The following is a 21,445-nucleotide window of genomic DNA, read 5'->3' on the forward strand; positions in this document are numbered from 1 at the left end:
AGCGATCTGTTATAAGATCCGGACATAACTTTGGTTATATGGTTAAAAAAGGACCCATCTGGCATGCTTTTTACACTGAAAAAGTATTTAGGCGGCATGATGCTGCCGCTTCCCCTGCTGCTGCTGCTGATGGCGGTCGGAATCGCGTTACTGTGGTTTAGCCGTTTCCAGCGCACCGGCAAGCTCTGCGTCAGCCTCGGCTGGCTGCTGTTGCTATTGTTGAGCCTGCAACCGGTAGCCGATAGTTTGCTCAAACCAATCGAGGATAAATACCCGACGTGGCGCGATGCCGGACGCGTGCAGTACGTCGTCGTACTTGGCGGGGGCTACACCTGGAATCCGGACTGGGCGCCCAGTTCAAATCTCATCAACAACAGCCTGCCGCGGCTGACGGAGGGAATCCGCCTGTGGTATGAGAACCCGGGCGCAAAACTCATCTTTACCGGCGCAGCGGCGAAAACAAATCCCGTCAGCACGGCAGAAGCCGGCGCCAGAGTTGCGGAGAGTCTGGGGATACCGCGCAGCGAAATTATCGTTCTGGATAAACCCAAAGATACCGAAGAAGAAGCCGAAGCGGTGAAACAGGCCATCGGCGATGCGCCGTTCCTGCTGGTGACTTCCGCATCGCATTTACCCCGGGCGATGATTTTCTTCCAGCATGTCGGGCTAAACCCGCTGCCGGCACCCGCCAATCAGCTGGCGATCGCGTCACCGCTCAATCCGTGGGAACAGGCGATCCCTTCCCCCGTCTGGCTGATGCACAGCGATCGCGTCGGCTACGAAACGCTGGGGCGCATCTGGCAATGGTTAAAAGGCGCCTCAGGCGAGCCAGGGGAGAATTGATTTAGCGGCCAGGTCAAACCGGGCGCGGTCAAAACGCCCGGTATTGACCAGATTATCCACCTCATCCCACAGCAGATAGAGCCAGCGTCGCCACAGGAAAGATTCGGCCACCGGCGCACGGCGCAAATAGTGCCACAGCAGTTGCTCCGCCTGTCCTCCGTCGGACAGGCGAAACAGTTCATATTCTCGCGGCGCCCACAACATCATCCCCGGCCCGACCATCGCCAGCAGCTGATCGCTACGCGCATCCTTCAGCATGCTGCGCAGCGTGAAGCTGCCGTGCACCAGCACGCAGTTATCATTAAAATCTTTCAATAAATCCGGAAGGCACGCGCGGGCGCGGAACAGAATTCGTTTATCCTGCATCGTCAGGCCGGTATCCTGATACAAATTAAGGGTACTCCACAACATCTCAACCCGCTGGCGATACCAGTGCGGCCACAGGTTTTCCTGGGTGCTGTCCACCATGCCGACGCAGCCGCCGCTATCGTGCCGGTGCCATGCCAGAAGAGCTTCCACGATCTGCTCCTGCAGCTGTTCCCAGCGCGCCGGCGTACGGGCCGGCGCTTCCGCAGAGACTCCGCGCAGCCGCTCAATCAGCAACACGTCCGGGCCAGGATGTTCTTCATGCGTCAACACCCCATAGACCACCGGCATGCGCACGGTACCGCTGCGCGCCAGCATTGAGATTTTCCACGCCAGCTGGCGGGCAATCCCTGGCGTGGTAAAACTTCTCGCCAACAGCGGCAGCGGGTTTCCCTGCGCGTCATAAAGCGACCACAGTGCCGAGGAGGGTTTCTCGCTGATACACTCCACGCGGCTCAGTTTCTCTCCCAGCAGGTGGCTAAGTTCGGTTCGCAGCTGTTCCATCTCTGATTACCCCTGTGAATACTACTGGTTTTATAATGAGCGCCAGCCGCAGGGATGTCATCAGGTGAGATCAAAAATTGAGGGAAAAAGTATGGAAAAATAGCGTGAAGATATCCCCTCACGACGGAGGGGATGAACGGATTAACGCAGCTCTGCGCGCACGCGCTCCAGATCTTCCGGTGTATCGACACCGGTTCCAGGCACAACTTCGGCCACCGCGACATGGATTTTTTCGCCATACCACAGCACCCGCAGCTGCTCCAGCATTTCGATCTGTTCCAGCGGGCTCGGCGACCAGCTGACGTAGCGACGGATAAAGCCGGCACGATAACCGTAAATACCGATATGACGTAGCAGCGTATCGCCGATAGTTTCGCGTGATTGCGCAAAGCGATCGCGATCCCATGGAATGGTGGCGCGGGAGAAGTAGAGCGCATAGCCCTGCGCATCCATCACCACTTTCACGGCATTCGGATTAAATGCTTCCTCAGCGTCGTGAATCGGAACGGCGAGCGTGGCCATACCGCAGGCATTGGCCGCCAGATTGTCCGCCACCTGGCGGACGATCGCCGGCGGGATCATCGGCTCATCGCCCTGGATATTGACGATGATCGTGTCATCACTGAAGCCACACTTTTCAACAACTTCGGCCAGACGCTCGGTGCCGGATTGATGGTCCGCACGCGTCATGCACACTTCGCCGCCGGCAGCTTCGACCGCACGCGCAACATCGTCATGATCCGTCGCGACGATAATGCGATCGGCCCCGGATTCGCGCGCGCGCTCGAGAACATGAACGATCATCGGCTTACCGTTGATATCCTGTAGGGGCTTGCCCGGCAGACGCGTGGAGGCAAAACGTGCAGGAATGATGACCACGAAACTCATGAATGGCTCTCTCCCACGGCTAATGCGCGGGCTTCGGTTTCCAGCAAGACGGGAATGCCTTCACGGAAAGGAAAGGCCAGGCTGTCAATTTTGCAGATCAGCTCTTGCTTATCCTGGCTGTAGTACAGTTTGCCGTTGCAGACAGGACAGGCGATGATTTCTAGTAAACGGTGATCCATGATTCCTCCTGATGGACCGAATAGATTCCGCAGCAGCATATCACATGATGGCAAACTCAGGGATCCGTTTGCGGCAAAGGCTGAGCGGGGTGTGGTCTTGTTCAGACCGGGGAAATCTCCCAGCCCTGCTGACGGTCGGAGAAAAGCCCCGGCGGCAGACGACCGAAGGTGATACGTTGAGCCGACTGCCAGATGGCAAACTCTTCAATCGCCCGGAGCAACCCTTTCTCCAGCCCCGAGGTGACCCTGATCCCCTCTTCCAGCCACAGCGAAAAAACCTCCAGAACCCCGTTTTTACGATGCACCTTGCTGTCCATTCTGCCCACCAGTTTTCCCTGGTGCAGCAGCGGCAGAACAAAGTAGCCATACTGACGCTTCGGCGCCGGCGTGTAGCACTCGAGGCGATAGCTGAAATTGAAGAGTTGCTCAGCGCGTTTACGGTCCCAGACTACCGGGTCAAATGGCGAGAGTACCGCGCTATGGCTGGCGGCGAGTTTACCGCCGGGCGCCGATTCCAGCTGCCCGAGCGCTTCGTGGTGGAGCCACATGTCGCCCAGTTCCTCGACCTTCACCGGAACCACCGTGCCCTCCTCCTGCCAGCTCGCCAGCAGCGTCGGCAAAGCGGGCTGGCGGAGACGATAGTAATCAGCCAGCCACTGGGGGCGAAAAATGCCGAGGCTCCGGGCACTGTTGCGCAGCATTAACGCCTCCGCCTGCGGCTGCGTCAGCGCATCGCGCTCATCGTCCCAGTGCGGCATGACGCGATGCGTCAGGTCGTACACCCGCTGGAAGTTACGCCGCTCCACCACCATCACTTTACCTGCGGTAAACAGGCCTTCCAGATGGCGCTTGTGCGGTTTCCACTCCCACCAGCCGCTGGCGCCTTTGCGCGGATGTTCAAAGTCGGCCGAACGAACCGGACCATTCTGCGCGATATGCTCCAGCAGCAGCCGAATATCGTCAGCATGTTCCGTCATCCACGCCTTGTGATACTTCCAGCCCATATTATCGGGCGTCAGCATACGGTGGCGCACCAGAGCAAAGTCGCTACGGGGCAGGAAACAGGCTTCATGAGCCCAGTATTCCATCAGCTCCCCGCTGCGCAGGGCGTCCTCCAGCCAGCTTTGCGGATAGCTGCCAAGACGGCTAAAAAGCACAAGATAAGGGCTGCGGGCAACGACGTTGATGGTATCGATTTGCAGCAATGACATCTGCTGAATAGTTGACAGAATATCGCTGGCGCGGGCACGTCGCCGGGGCTTCTTCAGCAATCCCTGCGCCGCAAGATGGAGATGACGGGCTTCTTTAAGCGACAGTTGTAGTACCGACATGCAGGTTCTCCGTAAAGGACTCCGGCACAGCGTTATTGAAGCGAACGTGGCAGAACTAACGTTGCGCCAGCGTCACCAGTTCCGTCAGCAGCTGCTGTGCGCGTTCATCCGTCATTATGGCGTCGACAGGTAAATACCACCAGTTTGCTTCGGCAAACCCACGGCATTTCACCGCATCTTTCTCGGTCATCAGCAGCGTTTGCTGTGGATTCACAAGGGCGGAAACGCTCGCCTGAGTCAATGCCTGGTGATCGGCAAGCGCGACGGTTTTTACCGGCACGACGCCGCAGCTTTCCAGCGTGGCGAAAAAGCGCGGCGGATGACCGATCCCGGCCATGGCAACGACATTATCGAAAGAAGCCACGTCACGCCGTTCGCCGCTGCGTAAATTTACCGCAAGTCCGGGTCGCAGCTGCATGGGAATTTCCCCCGCCTGCGCGATGCCGCCGTTAACAATGATGGCGTCGACGCTGCGTAAACGTGACGCGCGTTCACGCATCGGCCCGGCCGGTAGCCACCAGCCATTGCCAAAACGGCGCTCGCCATCAATTACCACAATTTCTTTGTCCCGCGCCAGCTTGTAGTGCTGCAGGCCATCATCGGTGATAATGAGCTGCAAATCATGTGCATGAAGCAGCACCTGCACCGCCTCACGACGCGCTGGCGAGACCGCAACCGGCGCGCCGGTGCGTTGAAAAATGAGTACCGGTTCATCGCCGGCTTCCGCGGTACTGGTGTCATTGCTGAGCAGTAACGGATAGCTCGCCGCTTTCCCGCCATAACCGCGGGAAACGACGCCAACGCGGATACCGCGCTGCTGGAGCTGTTCCACCAGCCAGATGACCACCGGCGTTTTGCCGTTGCCTCCGGCGGTGAGATTCCCCACCACCGCCACCGGAACCGGCGCTCGCCAGGCTTTCTTCAGCCCCAGCCGATAGCTGAGGCGGATCAGCCCGCTCACCAGGCCATAGAGCCAGGAGAGCGGCAGCAAGAGTCGCCATACGGGCGACTCACCGGACCAGATACGCGCAATCATTGGCCAAACTGCATCTTATGTAGCTGGGCGTACACGCCGCGGTGTTCCAGCAGATCGGCATGGCTACCGCGCTCGACAATGCGGCCATCTTCCACCACCACAATTTCATCGGCTTGTTCGATGGTGGAAAGACGGTGGGCAATCACCAGCGAAGTGCGGTTTTTCTGCAGTTCGTCGAGGGCGGCCTGGATCGCGCGTTCAGACTCGGTATCCAGCGCCGATGTCGCTTCGTCCAGAATCAGAATCGGGCTGTTACGCAGCAGCGCACGCGCGATGGCAATACGCTGACGCTGACCGCCGGAGAGCAGTACGCCGTTCTCACCGATAACGGTATCGAGGCCATTATCCATTTTGCTGATAAAGTCCATCGCGTAGGCCATACGCGCCGCTTCTTCGATCTGCTCACGGCTGTACTCTTCCGTGCGCGCATAGGCAATGTTGTTGGCCACGGTATCGTTGAACAGATGAACGTTTTGCGACACCAGCGCCACCTGATCGCGCAGGGATGCCAGAGTGTATTCACGCAGATCGTGGCCATCCAGCAAAATCTGGCCGTTATCGATATCGTAAAAGCGCGTAATCAGGCTGGCGATGGTCGATTTACCCGACCCCGAACGCCCGACCAGGGCGACCGTTTTACCTTCCTGGATGTTGAGGTTGATATTTCGCAGCGCCGGCGTTTCACGGCCCGGATAGGTAAAGGTGACGTCTTTGAATTCCAGGTTGCCCTTCGCCCGCTCGATAACCAGCTTGCCTTCGTCTTTTTCCTGTTCGGAATCAAGAATCGCAAACAGCGTCTGGCAGGCGGCCATCCCGCGCTGGAACTGAGCATTGACGTTAGTCAGCGACTTCAGCGGGCGCATCAACGCGATCATCGAGGAGAAGACGACGGTGATGGTACCGGCAGTTAACGTTTCCATGACGCTCGGGAAGCTGGCGGCATAGAGAACAAATGCCAGCGCCAGTGACGCAATCAGCTGAATAACCGGGTCAGAAATAGACGACGCAGAGACCATTTTCATCCCCTGCAAGCGCATTTTGTTGCTGACCTTATCAAAACGTTTGGTTTCTACCGCCTGACCGCCAAACATCAGCACTTCTTTATGCCCTTTCAGCATCTGCTCTGCGCTGGTGGTCACCTGCCCCATGGTGTTTTGCATATTCTTGCTGATATTACGAAAACGCTTCGATACCACGCGAATCGCCATCGAGACGATGGGGGCCAGGACGATCAGAATCAGCGACAGCTGCCAGCTGTAATAGAACATCATCACAAACAGACCGATGATCGAGGCGCCTTCGCGCACGACGGTAATCAAGGCGCTGGAAGAGGATGACGCCACCTGTTCGGAATCATAGGTAATGCGTGACAGCAAGGTACCCGTGGACTGTTTATCAAAGAAGGAGACGGGCATCCCCATCATATGGCTGAACAGACGGCGGCGCATTGTCATGACGACTTTGCCTGAAACCCACGAGATACAGTAGCTCGAAATATAGCTGGTGACGCCACGCAGTAACATCAACCCAATCACGACCAGCGGCATCCATAGCAGCACTGAGCGATCCGTTTTACCAAAACCATCATCCAGTAACGGTTTAAGAAGCGATAGCATGAAGGTATCACTAGCGGCGTTAAAGACTAACGCAACTGCCGCGACGATCAGTCCGGTTTTAAATGGCGCAATAAGCGGCCAGAGGCGGCGGAAGGTCTGCCACGTGGAGAGATCTTTATCATTCTGCATTCAATAAACCAGCTTATGTTGAAATAGCCGCATATTCTACCCGTTATCCACGGTCTCGCCAAACCACTGATGATACCAACGCGGTAAAAGTTGATCTCGTAAGCTTTGGATTTGCCAACCTTCTGGAGAAAAAATAACCGTAATTTGTCCCTGATGCGGCGTATCGAGCCATCGATAGCCCTGCTGACGGTAGCGCTGCACCACTTTAGCCGCAGGCATACGCCAGGCATTATATCGCGAGGCCGAAGCCAGCGCCGCCGCGCCACCGACCCGCTGCAATAAGGCAAGCGCAGAAGAGGTATGACTCCCGTGGTGCGGAACCTGGATAAGTGTAGACGCAAGATGTTGCCAGTAGTGGCTCAGCATGGCCCGTTCTGCCGGAATTTCAATATCTCCGGTCAGTAGAATGCTCTGCTTGCCGTCATCAATACGGACCACGCAGGAGCGGTTATTGCCCGTCAGGCTGGAATCCGGCAACGGCCACAGCACGCGAAAAGTTAATCCACGCCATCGCCAGCTTTCGCCTCGTCGACAGGGAAGATGCCCCCGCCAGCCCAGCGGACTGCGGATCCAGAGCTCGGGCCAGGCCTTCAGCAGCGAATTGAGACCGCCGCGGTGGTCAAGGTGTTCATGGCTCAACACAACGCCCTCCGGGCGCAGGTGATGCCAGCGTAGCCAGGGAATAATAATCTGCTGACCGCTATCACCATCGGGCCAGGCCAGTCCGGTATCATAGAGGATTGCCGCCCCCTCGCGCTCAATGACCATAGCCAGCCCCTGCCCGACGTCCAGCATCGTGACCCGCCATTCATCTTTCGCTCCATGGCGCCAGAAGGGCCAGCTCAGCAGCAGCGTGCTGCTAAGACAAAGCGCCGGTAGCGAACGCCAGGCATGAAAACGCCACACCAGCAGTATCAGCCAGGGCAACGCGCTGAGCCCCGCCCAGCGAAAATCCAGACTGAGCCAGCCCTGCGGCAGCAGATGCAAAAACCAGAATAGTGCTGCCAGCAGGCGGTCGGCCAGCCACCACACCGCCATTTCAACCACGACAGGTCCGCTGAGATGCAGCAGCATCGCCAGCAGAATCGTGGGAACAACCGCAAAGGTGACCAACGGTACGGCTATCAGATTTGCTACCCAGGCGGTCAGGCTGATGCCGTGGAAAAGGAGAATCTGAATTGGCAATAGCAGAAACATCAGCCCAAGCTGCAGATGGCCTAAAGCAAGCCCTTCGCGCCACGGCCAGCGCCACGTATGCCGCTGCAGCGGCACCAGCTGATACCAGAAAATCAGCGTTGCGACGGCGAAGATGGACAGCCACAGACTATCAGACAACACCGCCAGCGGATCGGCGAATAAGATAGCGCCAATACAACAGAGCCAGATTTGCCAGGACGACCAGCGTCTGGCAGATAGCCGTAGGCCCACCACGCAGCTCAGGGCTACGCAGGTCCGCAGCGCAGGCGGCTGCATACCGGTCAGCCAGGCATAAAATAGCGCGCAGCCCAGACCGATAAGTAACGGCATTCTCCAGCCAATCCATCGGCACGGGAAAAAGAATTGCAGCCCCCGAACCACCAGTCCACCGAGTATGGCGCCTAACGCAATATGCAACCCCGAAATCGCCATCAGGTGTGAGGTACCGGTCTCCTGCATCAGACGTTTGATATCCCGCGGTACAACCAGTCTCTCGCCCATCCCGAGCCCGAGTATCACCGACTGCCAGGGAAAAGCGTCGAGAGTACGTTCCAGCGATGCCAGATAGCGAGCGCGGTAGCTGCACGTCGGGTCTGATGCTTCGGCCGACGTAAAGCGCCCGGTTAGCGAACGATGTTGCGCCAGGGCAAAACGCTGGCCGTCAAAGCCCCCTACGTTGAGCTGACTATGGACCGGGCGAAGACGGACGGTCATCTTCCAGCGCTGCCCGGCACACGGCAGGTCGGGCAGCGCATTACCATAAAGAGTTACCCCTGGCGCCGGCCATAGCCTCTGCCCGTTGAAACGGAGAATATTTCCCTGGTAGGTGGTCTCACCTTCGACGGCCGTTAGCTTAATTTCAACCTGCCGGTTGCCACCGGGTAGCACCTGCATCGGCCACAGCACCTGACGCGCGCTCAGCACACCCCAGGCAAAAAACAGCATGGTCAACGCCAGGTAACGCAATGGCCTCCAGCGGTAAAGCGACATCAGGATCGCGCCGCCGATAATGACCTGAACGGCGAGCGGTGTGGGCAGTTCTGGCAAGAACAGCAGTGGGCAGATCCCGACAACCACGCACCCGGCAAGCTGTGATAAACGCATGTCCCCTCCCTGTTGACGGAGAGTATCGCGTGAAAGCTAAAGGTCGTCAGCGGTCGGCGGCCGGGTATGGATTTCGGCTTCCGCAAAACCTACGGGGTTGCAGCAAAACGAAGATGTTGCTGTGAGGCGGGGCAAACCGGAGGCATAAAAAAAGCACCGCAAAGGTGCTTTTTTTATCATCGGAGTACGTTGTCGCGGCTGTGCGAAACTTACTCTTCGTAAATATTGGCGCGGTCGCGTAATTCTTTCCCAGGCTTAAAGTGCGGAACGTACTTACCTTCCAGTTCGACTTTATCGCCAGTCTTCGGGTTACGCCCGGTGCGAGGTGCTCGATAATGCAAAGAGAAGCTGCCGAAACCGCGGATTTCAATGCGCTCACCTTGAGCAAGCGTTGAGGCCATATGTTCCAGCATTTCTTTAACAGCATCTTCGACCGCTTTCGCAGGAATGTGAGATTGCTGGCTGGCAAGTCTTTCTATCAATTCTGACTTGGTCATTATTCCTCCGGTTTCCTTCAAGGCAAAATTAGCTAACTGCTTTAAACAAGGGCGGCCGTAGCCGCCCTTTGTGCTTGATTACAGGACGAATCCTGCAATCTGTCAAGTAAACTCGTCGTAATTCAGGTTGTTGTAACCTGAATGACTAAGATTACTCGCCTTTAGCTGCTTTGAAAGCTTCAGCCATTGCGTTGTTAGAGAAGTTTGCATCTTCCTGTTTGTTAACAGTTGCGATTGCATCTTTCTCATCAGCTTCGTCTTTAGCACGAACAGACAGGCTGATTGCACGGTTTTTACGATCAACGCCGGTGAATTTAGCTTCAACGTCGTCGCCAACGCTCAGAACCAGAGTTGCATCTTCAACGCGGTCACGGGAAGCTTCAGAAGCGCGCAGGTAACCTTCAACGCCGTCAGCCAGTTCTACGGTTGCGCCTTTAGCGTCAACTGCAGTGACTTTACCGTTTACGATTGCGCCTTTCTTGTTCAGTGCAACCCAGTTGTTGAACGGATCTTCTGCGAGCTGTTTAACGCCCAGAGAGATACGCTCACGCTCTGCGTCAACCTGCAGAACAACTGCTGCGATTTCGTCGCCTTTTTTGTATTCACGAACTGCTTCTTCGCCTGCAACGTTCCAGGAGATGTCAGACAGGTGAACCAGGCCGTCGATGCCGCCGTCCAGGCCGATGAAGATACCGAAGTCAGTGATAGACTTGATTTTACCTTCAACACGGTCGCCCTTGTTGTGGGTTTCCGCAAACTGCTGCCACGGGTTGTTTTTGCACTGCTTCAGACCCAGGGAGATACGACGACGTTCTTCGTCGATATCCAGAACCATAACTTCCACTACGTCGCCAACGTTAACAACTTTGGACGGGTGGATGTTTTTGTTGGTCCAATCCATTTCGGAAACGTGAACCAGGCCTTCAACGCCTTCTTCGATTTCAACGAAGCAGCCGTAGTCGGTCAGGTTGGTCACGCGACCGGTCAGTTTGGTACCTTCCGGATAACGCTTAGCGATAGCTACCCACGGATCTTCGCCCAGCTGTTTCAGGCCCAGAGATACACGAGTACGCTCGCGGTCGAACTTCAGCACTTTAACAGTGATTTCGTCGCCAACGTTTACGATTTCGCTCGGGTGCTTAACGCGTTTCCACGCCATGTCGGTGATGTGCAGCAGGCCGTCAACGCCGCCCAGATCAACGAATGCGCCGTAGTCAGTGAGGTTCTTAACGATACCTTTGACTTCCATGCCTTCCTGCAGGTTTTCCAGCAGCTGATCGCGTTCTGCGCTGTTTTCGGATTCGATAACGGCACGACGGGATACAACAACGTTGTTACGCTTCTGGTCCAGCTTGATTACTTTGAACTCAAGCTCTTTGCCTTCCAGGTGCAGAGTGTCGCGAACCGGACGAACGTCAACCAGGGAACCCGGCAGGAACGCGCGAATACCATTCAGCTCAACAGTGAAGCCACCTTTAACTTTGCCGTTGATAACACCGACTACAGTTTCAGCTTCTTCGTAAGCTTTTTCCAGCGTGATCCAAGCTTCGTGACGTTTAGCTTTTTCACGGGACAGCAGGGTTTCACCGAAGCCGTCTTCTACTGCATCCAGAGCAACGTCAACTTCGTCACCGACCTGGATTTCCAGCTCGCCCTGGGCGTTTTTGAACTGCTCTGCCGGAATGGCAGACTCAGATTTCAGACCAGCGTCAACCAGTACGATATCTTTGTCGATAGCAACAACAACACCACGAACGATGGAACCCGGACGGGTTTCGATTGTTTTTAAGGATTCTTCAAATAGTTGAGCAAAAGATTCAGTCATGTTTAATCTTCAGGTTTCATATTTAACGTCCACCTGGCTCCGTGCCGGATGGGGTTGTTTAACATACCCGCTAACACTCCATTGCTGCGGGGGTACTGCTATAATTCTGAGGCCGTTTCGCTTCACCGCTTCGCGGTCAGGCGACTGCCAGTTTTTCGCGCGCATAGTGTAGCGCTTTTTCAATAACTTGCTCAATGTTTAGTTCAGTAGAATCGAGAACTAAAGCATCGGCGGCCGGGACAAGCGGCGCGACGCTGCGATTACGGTCGCGATCGTCACGTTCTTTTATCTCGGACAAAAGACGTTCAAAGTTAACACTAAAGCCCTTTTCCTGCAACTGCAGCATACGGCGATGGGCGCGCTCTTGTGCCGAAGCATCAAGGAAAATCTTCACTGGCGCATCGGGAAACACGACGGTTCCCATATCGCGTCCGTCGGCAATCAGGCCAGGCAGTTCACGAAATGCGCGCTGACGACGAAGCAATGCTTCACGCACGCGGGGAAACGCGGCAACTTTCGATGCGGTATTAGCCACTTCCTGAGTACGAATGGCGGCGCTGACGTCTTCGCCTTCAAGAATCACTTCCAGAGTGCCGTCGGTGGAGATAAAACGCACGTCCAGGTGCGCCGCCAACGGTACCAGCGCCTCTTCAGATTCGACATCAACATGGTGATGCAGCGCCGCGAGGGCCAGAACACGATAGATGGCCCCGGAATCCAGCAGATGCCAGCCCAGCGCTTCCGCCATTGCCTTGCACAATGTGCCTTTACCCGCACCGCCAGGCCCATCAATGGTGATTACCGGAATATTTGCCGTCATCTTTTTCTCCTTCAGCAAGGCGCATAGAATATAAACGCCGCGCATTATACGCATCTCTACGCCGGAAAGTGAGCATTGCTTGCAAATTACGGACTACCAGAAATGAAACGCAGAAGAATTGCGCAATTATAGCGGGCTGACGGAACGTCAGCCCGGAAGATGACAATATTTTACCTTTTCGGTTTGCTTTTTGCGCAGCGAACGTTACGCCAGCGTGCTGATTCGCGCCAGCTGCTCGAAGTAATCCGGGAAGGTTTTCGCCGTACATTTCGGGTCAAGAATAGTCACCGGCGTATCAGACAACGCCACCAGCGAGAAACACATTGCCATACGGTGATCGTTATAGGTGCCAATCTCGGCAAACTGCAGCGTCAGCGGAGGCGTAATGCGAATGTAATCCTCCCCCTCTTCCACTTCAGCGCCCACTTTACGCAGTTCGGTGGCCATCGCAAACAGACGGTCGGTCTCTTTGACGCGCCAGTTATAGATGTTGCGTAGCGTGGTCGTTCCCCTGGCAAACAGCGCCGCAGTGGCGATAGTCATCGCCGCATCCGGAATATGGTTCATATCCATATCGATAGCATTCAGCTCGCCGCGGGTACAGGCAATATAATCCTCGCCCCAGGTGACGGTCGCCCCCATTTTTTCCAGCACGTCGGCAAAACGAATATCGCCCTGTACGCTGTTGCGGCCGATACCGGTGACTTTTACCGTCCCACCTTTGATGGCGCCGGCAGCGAGGAAATAAGAGGCCGAAGAGGCATCCCCCTCCACCAGGTAATCACCCGGCGACTGGTACTGCTGATTGCCGCTGACAATAAAGCGCTGATAGGCCTGATTCTCGACCTCAACGCCGAATGTTTTCATCAGATGCAGCGTGATGTCGATATATGGGCGGGAAACCAGCTCGCCTTTAATCGCGATGACGGTATCCTGCGGCGCCAGTGGCGCAGCCATCAGCAGCGCGGTGAGGAACTGGCTGGATACGCTGCCGTCCACTTCAACTTCGCCGCCGGTAAAGCCGCCGCGCAGGCGCAGAGGCGGATAGTTTTCCTGCTCCAGATAATCAATCTGCGCGCCGCCCTGGCGCAGCGCGTCGACCAGATGGCCAATCGGGCGCTCTTTCATGCGCGGTTCGCCGGTCAACACGATATCGTTGCCGCCCAGACACAGCGCGGCCGCCAGCGGACGCATGGCGGTCCCTGCGTTACCGAGGAACAGCTCCAGCGCACTACCAGCCTGCAGCGGCCCAGCGTTGCCGGTCACTTCACAGCGGGTGCGGTCAGCAGACAGAACGTAATGAACTCCCAGGGCGCTCAGGGCATTCAGCATATGGCGTACATCGTCGCTGTCCAGCAGGTTGGTCAGCACCGTGGTGCCACGGGCCAAAGCCGCCAGCAGCAAAGCACGGTTAGAGACACTTTTTGACCCAGGCAGGTTCACGGTGCCATCTACTCGCGCAATGGGTTGTAACGTCAGGGATTCCATCAAACTTAACTCTCAAACAAACAGAATAAAAACCCCGCAGACCAGCCGCGGGGATGAAAAACAGGAGGGTGATTAGCCGTGGCGGCGTTCAAAATCCTGCATAAAGTCGGTCAGTGCCTTCACGCCCGCCAGCGGCATCGCGTTATAGATAGAGGCACGCATGCCGCCCACTACGCGGTGGCCTTTCAGTGCATGCAGACCTGCGGCAAAGGACTCTTCAAGGAACAGTTTATCCAGCGCACTGTCGGCCAGCTGGAACGGGACGTTCATACGGGAACGGTTAGCCGCTGCCACATCGTTACGATAGAAGCTGCTGCGGTCGATCGCACCATACAGCAAATCGGCTTTTTGCTGATTGATTTTGTCCATTGCCGCGACGCCGCCCTGCTCTTTCAGCCACTTGAACACCAGACCGGCCAGGTACCAGGCGAACGTCGGCGGGGTGTTAAACATGGAGTCGTTAGCATCCAGTACGGTGTAGTCGAGAATTGACGGGCAGGCGATACTGGCTTTACCCAGCAGGTCTTCACGTACAATCACCAGCGTCAGGCCCGCCGGGCCGATATTTTTCTGTGCGCCCGCATAGATAACGCCGTAACGGCTGACATCAATCGGGGCAGAGAGAATGGTGGAGGAAAAATCCGCCGCAACCACGACGTCGTCCGCAAAATTCGGCGTTTCATCAATCGCAATGCCGTCGATGGTTTCATTCGGACAGTAGTGCAGATAGGCCGCGCCTGGCGTCAACTGCCATTCGCTCATCGGCTTAACTCCGCGCAGGCCGTCAACCGTGATTTTCGCGTCAATGGCGTTCGGCGAACAATATTTTTTCGCTTCTTTAATCGCGCTTGCCGCCCAGTAGCCGGCATCGACATAGTCAGCGGTGGTTTTATCACCCAGCAGGTTCAGCGGAACGCCCGCGAACTGACCGCGACCACCGCCGTGGCAGAATAAAACTTTGTAGTTGGAGGGGATATTGAGCAGATCGCGAAAATCCTGTTCAGCCGCCTCAGCCACCTGGATAAACTCTTTACCACGGTGACTGATTTCCATGACCGACGTACCCAGGCCATGCCAGTCACACAGCTCCTGCTGTGCCAGTTTGAGAACTTCCGCCGGCAGCATTGCCGGGCCCGAACTAAAGTTATAGACCTGAGCCATTTCCCCTCACCACGTTGCTATGTTGTCTGCCCGCGAACCATCGCGGGCATAAGTTATTCCTGTGGCTATCGGTTTTATCATTCAGTGACACGCACCGCAACGAGTAAAACTAAGCAGCCACGAAATGTGGCTGTCGTCACACAAAAGAATCTGCCGGCTTGACGTCATAAAACCGACATAATTGCTGTCAGGTGACTCTTTTCGCCCTGCTGGCCTGCGACCATTCTGCATTTGCGCAGCGGGGACATAATTGTTTATCCCCGGCGCGGAGCTTAAGAACTGCGCTACACCGTACGCAGGCATATTCATCGTCGCGCGGAATGGTAGCGAAGCTTGCGTTATGGGGAGGAGGTAAAATAGACAGACCGGCTTTGACGTCTCGATCCGCATAGTAGTAGAGACTAATTTGCCCGTTGGTTTCCAGAATAGCCAACCGGACCTGTCCCAGCTGTTCGACGCCGTTGATCCGCAGCTCCATAAAAAACTCGAATTCGGTCATGTTTTCCGCCTGTAAATTTTTCCAGGCCAGTTCCCCCTGTTCGATGACCGGGATCGGTTTGCCCTCAAGCAGGTTCTCCAGCTTCTCGCTTTTGCCCATCAGCCACATGATCAGCCGGTAGAGCAACGCCAGGGTGACAAAGACCACCAGCACCGGCAGCATCGGGACATCGTCATAGAAAGCGACATCCCCTGCCGCGGATCCAAGGGTCAGGATAATGAGGACTTCGAACAGCGACATCTGCCGCACGCCGCGTCGGCCGGTGATTTTGAGAAAGATAAATACCAGGACAAAGGTGTACACGCTCCTCAGCGCCACCTCAGCCAAAAAGTCCACTGGCACTTTATCCAGCGCCATACGATGCCAATCAAATGCCTTCATGGTTAACGCCTGCACAGTTATCGGGTGTCAGTAAGGATAGCCAGACGATGGAGATAGCGCCGGTCATCTAAAAGCCGTATCATTGCGCGCTTTACGTACGATAAAAGTGATCGCCATGACTCAAACGTTTATTCCCGGCAAAGATGCCGCCCTGGAAGATTCCATCGCCCGCTTCCAGCAGAAATTGCTCGACCTCGGATTTGATATTGAAGAGGCCTCATGGCTGAATCCCGTACCGCACGTGTGGTCAGTACATATCCGTGATAAAGAGTGCTCGCTGTGTTTCACCAACGGCAAAGGGGCAACCAAAAAAGCGGCGCTGGCCTCGGCTCTTGGTGAATATTTCGAGCGTCTGTCCACCAACTACTTTTTTGCTGACTTTTGGCTGGGCGAAACCATCGCTAACGGACCATTCGTCCACTATCCAAATGAGAAATGGTTCCCGCTGACCGAAGACGATGAAGTGCCGGAAGGTCTGCTGGATCCTCGTCTGCGCGCATTTTACGATCCTGACGATCAGTTGACCGCCAGCATGCTGGTCGATCTGCAGTCGGGCAACGACGAACGCGGCGTTTGCGGCCTGCCGTTCACCCGCCAGTCCGATGGCGAAACCGTCTATATCCCGATGAATATCGTCGGCAACCTGTATGTCTCTAACGGGATGTCCGCAGGCAACACGGCGAACGAAGCGCGCGTTCAGGCACTGTCGGAAGTCTTCGAGCGTCACATTAAAAACCGCATCATCGCTGAGAGCATCAGCCTGCCAGAAATTCCGGCAGAGGTCATGGCGCGTTATCCAGGTGTGGTGGAGTCCATCAATAAGCTGGAAGCCGAAGGTTTCCCGATCTTTGCTTACGATGGCTCGCTGGGCGGCAAATACCCGGTTATCTGCGTGGTGTTGTTTAACCCGACCAACGGAACCTGCTTCGCCTCTTTCGGCGCGCATCCGGACTTCGGCGTCGCTCTCGAACGTACCGTCACCGAGCTGCTGCAAGGCCGTAGCCTGAAAGATCTCGATGTCTTTACGCCACCAACCTTCGATGACGAAGAAGTCGCTGAACACGCCAATCTTGAAACCCACTTTATTGATTCCAGCGGTCTGATCTCCTGGGATATGTTCAAACAGGATGCTGACTATCCGTTCGTCGACTGGAGCTTCTCCGGCACCACGGAAGAAGAGTTCGCCACCCTGATGGCCATCTTTAAAGAAGAAGATAAAGAAGTTTACATCGCCGATTATGAGCACCTGAGCGTCTACGCCTGCCGCATCATCGTTCCGGGAATGTCAGACATTTACCCGGCGGAAGATCTGTGGCTGGCCAATAACAGCATGGGCAGCCATCTGCGCGAAACCCTTCTCTCCCTGCCGGGCAGTGAATGGGAAAAAGAAGATTATCTGGCGCTGATCGAACAACTGGATGATGAAGGGAATGACGACTTCACCCGCGTACGCGAGCTGCTGGGCCTGGCGACGGGCAAAGACAACGGCTGGTATACGCTGCGTATTGGCGAACTGAAAGCGATGCTGGCGCTGGCCGGTGGCGATCTGGAGCAGGCCTTGATCTGGACGGAATGGACCATTGAATTCAATGCGTCTATCTTCAGTGCGGAACGCGCAAATTACTACCGCTGCCTGCAGACGCTGCTGCTGCTCAGTCAGGAAGAAGAACGCCAGCCTCTGCAGTACCTGAATGCCTTTATCCGTATGTACGGCGCCGATGCGGTAGAAGCTGCCAGCGCGGCGATGAGCGGTGAAGCGCCGTTCTATGGCCTGCAGGCCGTAGATAGCGATCTCCAGGCTTTCCCGGCCCATCAGTCTTTACTGAAAGCCTATGAAAAACTGCAGCGGGCAAAAGCGGCATTCTGGGCTAAATAAGGCTTCATTTTACTGCAGCCGCATTATTTACGGGGTCGATAAAGACCCCGTTTTTCATCGCTAAGTAGACCCGCGGCTAATTTGTAGTTGCAACGTTAATTTACAGTAAACTTTTTTTACGCATCACTTTAGGATTGTTAATTTTAATAAAAAATACCCCATTTTAATTAACCGTCCACAGCGGCCCAAAATGAAAAAAATCAACATAAGTTGTAAATTTTAAAATTTATTTTTTTCATTTAAAACAATCATTTATTCCCATAATAAGTCAAAACCACACATATCCAGGGCTTATAGTTCCGGTGGGATATGATCTACATCAATTTCCCTTCTATAATGCTTTGTTAGTATCTCACCGCCAACTTTTATAAAGAGAGAGTTAGTGTGAAAGCTGACAACCCTTTTGATCTTTTACTCCCTGCAGCCATGGCGAAAGTCGCCGAAGAAGCAGGTGTCTACAAAGCGACAAAGCACCCGATGAAGACGTTTTATCTGGCGATTACCGCTGGTGTTTTCATTTCCATTGCTTTTGTCTTCTATATTACGGCGACAACCGGCACTGCCGCGATGCCTTTCGGAATTGCTAAACTGATCGGGGGGATCTGCTTTTCACTCGGCCTGATTCTTTGCGTCATCTGCGGTGCCGACCTGTTTACCTCCACCGTACTTATCGTCGTGGCGAAAGCCAGCGGACGAATTACCTGGGGTCAACTGGCAAGAAACTGGCTCAACGTCTATGTTGGTAACCTGATAGGTGCACTGCTGTTTGTATTGCTGATGTGGTTATCTGGCGAGTATATGACCGCCAACGGTGCATGGGGCCTGAACGTCCTGCAAACCGCCGACCACAAAATGCACCATACATTTATTGAAGCCGTGTGTCTGGGTATCCTGGCTAACCTGATGGTCTGTCTGGCGGTGTGGATGAGCTACTCCGGCCGCAGCCTGATGGATAAAGCCATGATTATGGTTTTACCGGTGGCGATGTTTGTTGCCAGCGGCTTTGAGCACAGTATCGCTAACATGTTTATGATCCCGCTGGGTATCGTAATTCGCGACTTTGCAACCCCGGAATTCTGGACCGCGATTGGTTCTGCTCCGGATAATTTCTCTCACCTGACCGTGATGAACTTCATTACTGATAACCTGATTCCGGTAACTATCGGGAACATTATCGGCGGTGGTCTGCTGGTTGGGTTGACATACTGGGTCATTTACCTGCGTGGCGACGACCATCACTAAGGGCCGTTTCAGGCAGTAAATAAAAAATCCACTTAAGAAGGTAGGTGTTACATGTCCGAGCTTAATGAAAAGTTAGCCACAGCCTGGGAAGGTTTCGCGAAAGGTGACTGGCAGAAAGAAGTCAACGTACGTGACTTTATCCAGAAAAACTATACCCCGTATGAAGGCGACGAGTCCTTCCTGGCTGGCGCAACTGAAGCGACAACCAAGCTGTGGGACAACGTTATGGAAGGTGTTAAACAGGAAAACCGCACTCACGCGCCTGTTGACTTCGACACTTCCCTTGCATCCACCATCACGTCTCATGACGCGGGCTACATCAACAAAGCTCTTGAGAAAATCGTTGGTCTGCAGACTGAAAAGCCTCTGAAACGTGCGATTATCCCGTTCGGCGGCATCAAAATGGTTGAAGGTTCCTGCAAAGCGTACGATCGCGAACTGGACCCGATGCTGAAAAAAATCTTCACCGAATACCGTAAAACCCATAACCAGGGTGTATTCGATGTGTACACCAAAGACATTCTGAACTGCCGTAAGTCTGGCGTTCTGACTGGTCTGCCGGATGCGTATGGCCGTGGCCGTATCATCGGTGACTACCGTCGCGTTGCGCTGTACGGTATCGACTTCCTGATGAAAGACAAATACGCACAGTTCCTGTCTCTGCAGTCTGACCTGGAAAACGGCGTAAACCTGGAAGCGACTATCCGTCTGCGTGAAGAGATCTCTGAACAGCACCGCGCTCTGGGTCAGATCAAAGAAATGGCAGCGAAATACGGCTGCGATATCTCAGGTCCGGCAACCAACGCGCAGGAAGCTATCCAGTGGACCTACTTCGGCTACCTGGCCGCAGTTAAGTCTCAGAACGGTGCAGCAATGTCCTTCGGTCGCGTATCCACCTTCCTGGATGCTTACATCGAACGTGACCTGAAAGCAGGCAAAATCACTGAACAAGACGCTCAGGAAATGATTGACCACCTGGTCATGAAACTGCGTATGGTTCGCTTCCTGCGTACTCCGGAATATGATGAACTGTTCTCCGGCGACCCGATTTGGGCAACTGAATCCATCGGTGGTATGGGCGTTGACGGCCGTACCCTGGTCACCAAAAACAGCTTCCGCTTCCTGAACACCCTGTACACCATGGGTCCTTCTCCGGAGCCGAACATCACCGTTCTGTGGTCTGAAAAACTGCCGCTGAACTTCAAGAAATTCGCCGCTAAAGTGTCTATCGATACCTCTTCTCTGCAGTACGAGAACGATGACCTGATGCGTCCGGACTTCAACAACGACGACTACGCTATCGCATGCTGCGTAAGCCCGATGGTTGTTGGTAAGCAAATGCAGTTCTTCGGTGCTCGTGCTAACCTCGCGAAAACTATGCTGTACGCTATCAACGGCGGCGTTGATGAAAAACTGAAAATGCAGGTTGGTCCGAAATCTGAACCAATCAAAGGCGACGTTCTGAACTTCGACGAAGTGATGGAGCGTATGGATCACTTCATGGACTGGCTGGCTAAGCAGTATGTCACCGCCCTGAACATTATCCATTACATGCACGACAAGTACAGCTACGAAGCCTCTCTGATGGCGCTGCACGACCGTGACGTCATTCGTACCATGGCATGCGGTATTGCTGGCCTGTCCGTTGCGGCTGACTCCCTGTCTGCTATCAAATATGCGAAAGTTAAACCGATTCGTGACGAAGACGGCCTGGCCGTTGACTTCGAAATCGAAGGTGAATACCCGCAGTTCGGTAACAACGATTCTCGCGTTGATGACATGGCGGTTGACCTGGTAGAACGTTTCATGAAGAAAATTCAGAAACTCACTACCTATCGTAACGCTATCCCGACTCAGTCCGTTCTGACCATCACCTCTAACGTGGTTTATGGTAAGAAAACAGGTAATACCCCTGACGGTCGTCGTGCTGGCGCGCCGTTCGGACCAGGTGCTAACCCAATGCACGGCCGTGACCAGAAAGGTGCTGTTGCCTCTCTGACCTCCGTTGCTAAACTGCCGTTTGCTTACGCGAAAGATGGTATTTCTTACACCTTCTCTATCGTGCCGAACGCGCTGGGTAAAGACGACGAAGTGCGTAAAACCAACCTTGCAGGCCTGATGGATGGTTACTTCCACCACGAAGCGTCAATCGAGGGCGGTCAGCACCTGAACGTCAACGTCATGAACCGCGAAATGCTGCTCGACGCGATGGAAAACCCGGAAAAATATCCGCAGCTGACCATCCGTGTATCTGGCTATGCAGTACGTTTTAACTCCCTGACTAAAGAACAGCAGCAGGACGTTATCACTCGTACCTTCACTCAGACCATGTAATGGTTGTGACTGAAATCGCGATTTAAAAAGCGTACAATAAAGGCTCCACGTAAGTGGGGCCTTTTTAGCACCTCCCGTACTACAGTCTCTTTTGCCCGCTATCTATACTGCATGGATAACAGCCAAAAC

The 21,445-nt window shown here is 54.8% G+C and carries 17 protein-coding genes; 4 read left to right on the forward strand and 13 right to left on the reverse strand.

Translation table 11 applies throughout. From position 1 onward, the window contains the following. Window positions 1–63 precede the first annotated feature (63 nt). Entirely contained in the window at window positions 64–843 is a 780-nt protein-coding gene (gene elyC / locus DSD31_RS16790) for an envelope biogenesis factor ElyC (protein WP_004860091.1), read from the forward strand. Here the strand turns inward: elyC and DSD31_RS16795 are convergent. The 13 genes from DSD31_RS16795 to DSD31_RS16855 all read right to left on the reverse strand — a co-directional run bounded on the left by DSD31_RS16795 (window position 820) and on the right by DSD31_RS16855 (window position 15,864). Then, on the reverse strand, window positions 820–1,713 hold the full coding sequence (locus DSD31_RS16795; RefSeq protein WP_015584791.1) for a YcbJ family phosphotransferase: 894 nt from the start codon (window positions 1,711–1,713) through the stop codon (window positions 820–822). The genes elyC and DSD31_RS16795 overlap by 24 nt on opposite strands. A 141-nt stretch (window positions 1,714–1,854) precedes the next feature. After that, on the reverse strand, window positions 1,855–2,601 hold the full coding sequence (kdsB, locus tag DSD31_RS16800; RefSeq protein WP_004860088.1) for a 3-deoxy-manno-octulosonate cytidylyltransferase: 747 nt from the start codon (window positions 2,599–2,601) through the stop codon (window positions 1,855–1,857). Further along, on the reverse strand, window positions 2,598–2,780 hold the full coding sequence (locus DSD31_RS16805; RefSeq protein WP_004860086.1) for a Trm112 family protein: 183 nt from the start codon (window positions 2,778–2,780) through the stop codon (window positions 2,598–2,600). Before DSD31_RS16805 ends, kdsB begins: the two co-directional genes overlap by 4 nt. Window positions 2,781–2,881: 101 nt before the next feature. Continuing rightward, window positions 2,882–4,111, reverse strand: coding sequence for a winged helix-turn-helix domain-containing protein (locus tag DSD31_RS16810; RefSeq protein WP_064368002.1), 1,230 nt, complete (start codon window positions 4,109–4,111; stop codon window positions 2,882–2,884). A gap of 55 nt (window positions 4,112–4,166) precedes the next feature. Further along, entirely contained in the window at window positions 4,167–5,147 is a 981-nt protein-coding gene (gene lpxK, locus DSD31_RS16815) for a tetraacyldisaccharide 4'-kinase (RefSeq protein WP_113991196.1), read from the reverse strand. After that, window positions 5,144–6,892: a lipid A ABC transporter ATP-binding protein/permease MsbA gene (msbA, locus tag DSD31_RS16820; protein ID WP_004860079.1), complete on the reverse strand. Its 1,749-nt coding sequence runs from the start codon at window positions 6,890–6,892 to the stop codon at window positions 5,144–5,146. The genes lpxK and msbA overlap by 4 nt, the downstream gene beginning before the upstream one ends. A gap of 36 nt (window positions 6,893–6,928) precedes the next feature. After that, entirely contained in the window at window positions 6,929–9,193 is a 2,265-nt protein-coding gene (locus tag DSD31_RS16825) for a ComEC family protein (RefSeq protein ID WP_044349100.1), read from the reverse strand. A 209-nt stretch (window positions 9,194–9,402) separates the two neighbouring features. Beyond that, a complete protein-coding gene (gene ihfB / locus DSD31_RS16830; protein WP_004100704.1) occupies window positions 9,403–9,690 on the reverse strand; it encodes an integration host factor subunit beta in 288 nt (95 codons plus the stop codon). Between the two features lie 151 nt (window positions 9,691–9,841). Beyond that, the gene (gene rpsA, locus DSD31_RS16835; RefSeq protein ID WP_004860074.1) at window positions 9,842–11,515 is read right to left on the reverse strand and encodes a 30S ribosomal protein S1; all 1,674 of its coding nucleotides are present in this window, start codon (window positions 11,513–11,515) and stop codon (window positions 9,842–9,844) included. 136 nt (window positions 11,516–11,651) lie between these two features. Next, window positions 11,652–12,335, reverse strand: a complete 684-nt coding sequence (gene cmk, locus DSD31_RS16840; protein ID WP_004860072.1) for a (d)CMP kinase — start codon at window positions 12,333–12,335, stop codon at window positions 11,652–11,654. Between the two features lie 204 nt (window positions 12,336–12,539). Continuing rightward, window positions 12,540–13,823 carry a 3-phosphoshikimate 1-carboxyvinyltransferase gene (gene aroA / locus DSD31_RS16845; protein WP_015584795.1) on the reverse strand — a complete coding sequence of 428 codons (1,284 nt, stop codon included), beginning with the start codon at window positions 13,821–13,823 and terminating at the stop codon, window positions 12,540–12,542. A 72-nt stretch (window positions 13,824–13,895) separates the two neighbouring features. Further along, the gene (gene serC / locus DSD31_RS16850) at window positions 13,896–14,984 is read right to left on the reverse strand and encodes a 3-phosphoserine/phosphohydroxythreonine transaminase (protein ID WP_004860069.1); all 1,089 of its coding nucleotides are present in this window, start codon (window positions 14,982–14,984) and stop codon (window positions 13,896–13,898) included. Window positions 14,985–15,171: 187 nt separating this feature from the next. Continuing rightward, window positions 15,172–15,864 (reverse strand): DUF421 domain-containing protein, encoded by a 693-nt coding sequence (locus tag DSD31_RS16855; protein WP_004860067.1) that lies wholly within the window; start codon window positions 15,862–15,864, stop codon window positions 15,172–15,174. A gap of 115 nt (window positions 15,865–15,979) precedes the next feature. On the opposite strand from DSD31_RS16855, the gene ycaO reads away from it, so the two are divergent. The 3 genes from ycaO (at window position 15,980) to pflB (ending at window position 21,316) form a co-directional block, all read left to right on the forward strand. Then, on the forward strand, window positions 15,980–17,740 hold the full coding sequence (gene ycaO / locus DSD31_RS16860) for a 30S ribosomal protein S12 methylthiotransferase accessory factor YcaO (protein WP_004860065.1): 1,761 nt from the start codon (window positions 15,980–15,982) through the stop codon (window positions 17,738–17,740). A 384-nt stretch (window positions 17,741–18,124) separates the two neighbouring features. Beyond that, the gene (gene focA / locus DSD31_RS16865; protein WP_032716980.1) at window positions 18,125–18,982 is read left to right on the forward strand and encodes a formate transporter FocA; all 858 of its coding nucleotides are present in this window, start codon (window positions 18,125–18,127) and stop codon (window positions 18,980–18,982) included. A gap of 51 nt (window positions 18,983–19,033) precedes the next feature. Further along, window positions 19,034–21,316, forward strand: a complete 2,283-nt coding sequence (gene pflB, locus DSD31_RS16870; RefSeq protein ID WP_004860061.1) for a formate C-acetyltransferase — start codon at window positions 19,034–19,036, stop codon at window positions 21,314–21,316. The last annotated feature ends 129 nt before the right edge of the window (window positions 21,317–21,445 follow it).

This window comes from Klebsiella sp. X13, assembly GCF_003323835.1.
Classification (GTDB): domain Bacteria; phylum Pseudomonadota; class Gammaproteobacteria; order Enterobacterales; family Enterobacteriaceae; genus Klebsiella; species Klebsiella ornithinolytica.

Coding starts and splice junctions, on each gene's coding strand:
- elyC (WP_004860091.1), top strand. CDS start 64: ATGCTTTTTACACTGAAAAAGTATTTAGGCGGCATGATGCTGCCGCTT.
- DSD31_RS16795 (WP_015584791.1), bottom strand. CDS start 1,713: ATGGAACAGCTGCGAACCGAACTTAGCCACCTGCTGGGAGAGAAACTG.
- kdsB (WP_004860088.1), bottom strand. CDS start 2,601: ATGAGTTTCGTGGTCATCATTCCTGCACGTTTTGCCTCCACGCGTCTG.
- DSD31_RS16805 (WP_004860086.1), bottom strand. CDS start 2,780: ATGGATCACCGTTTACTAGAAATCATCGCCTGTCCTGTCTGCAACGGC.
- DSD31_RS16810 (WP_064368002.1), bottom strand. CDS start 4,111: ATGTCGGTACTACAACTGTCGCTTAAAGAAGCCCGTCATCTCCATCTT.
- lpxK (WP_113991196.1), bottom strand. CDS start 5,147: ATGATTGCGCGTATCTGGTCCGGTGAGTCGCCCGTATGGCGACTCTTG.
- msbA (WP_004860079.1), bottom strand. CDS start 6,892: ATGCAGAATGATAAAGATCTCTCCACGTGGCAGACCTTCCGCCGCCTC.
- DSD31_RS16825 (WP_044349100.1), bottom strand. CDS start 9,193: ATGCGTTTATCACAGCTTGCCGGGTGCGTGGTTGTCGGGATCTGCCCA.
- ihfB (WP_004100704.1), bottom strand. CDS start 9,690: ATGACCAAGTCAGAATTGATAGAAAGACTTGCCAGCCAGCAATCTCAC.
- rpsA (WP_004860074.1), bottom strand. CDS start 11,515: ATGACTGAATCTTTTGCTCAACTATTTGAAGAATCCTTAAAAACAATC.
- cmk (WP_004860072.1), bottom strand. CDS start 12,335: ATGACGGCAAATATTCCGGTAATCACCATTGATGGGCCTGGCGGTGCG.
- aroA (WP_015584795.1), bottom strand. CDS start 13,823: ATGGAATCCCTGACGTTACAACCCATTGCGCGAGTAGATGGCACCGTG.
- serC (WP_004860069.1), bottom strand. CDS start 14,984: ATGGCTCAGGTCTATAACTTTAGTTCGGGCCCGGCAATGCTGCCGGCG.
- DSD31_RS16855 (WP_004860067.1), bottom strand. CDS start 15,864: ATGAAGGCATTTGATTGGCATCGTATGGCGCTGGATAAAGTGCCAGTG.
- ycaO (WP_004860065.1), top strand. CDS start 15,980: ATGACTCAAACGTTTATTCCCGGCAAAGATGCCGCCCTGGAAGATTCC.
- pflB (WP_004860061.1), top strand. CDS start 19,034: ATGTCCGAGCTTAATGAAAAGTTAGCCACAGCCTGGGAAGGTTTCGCG.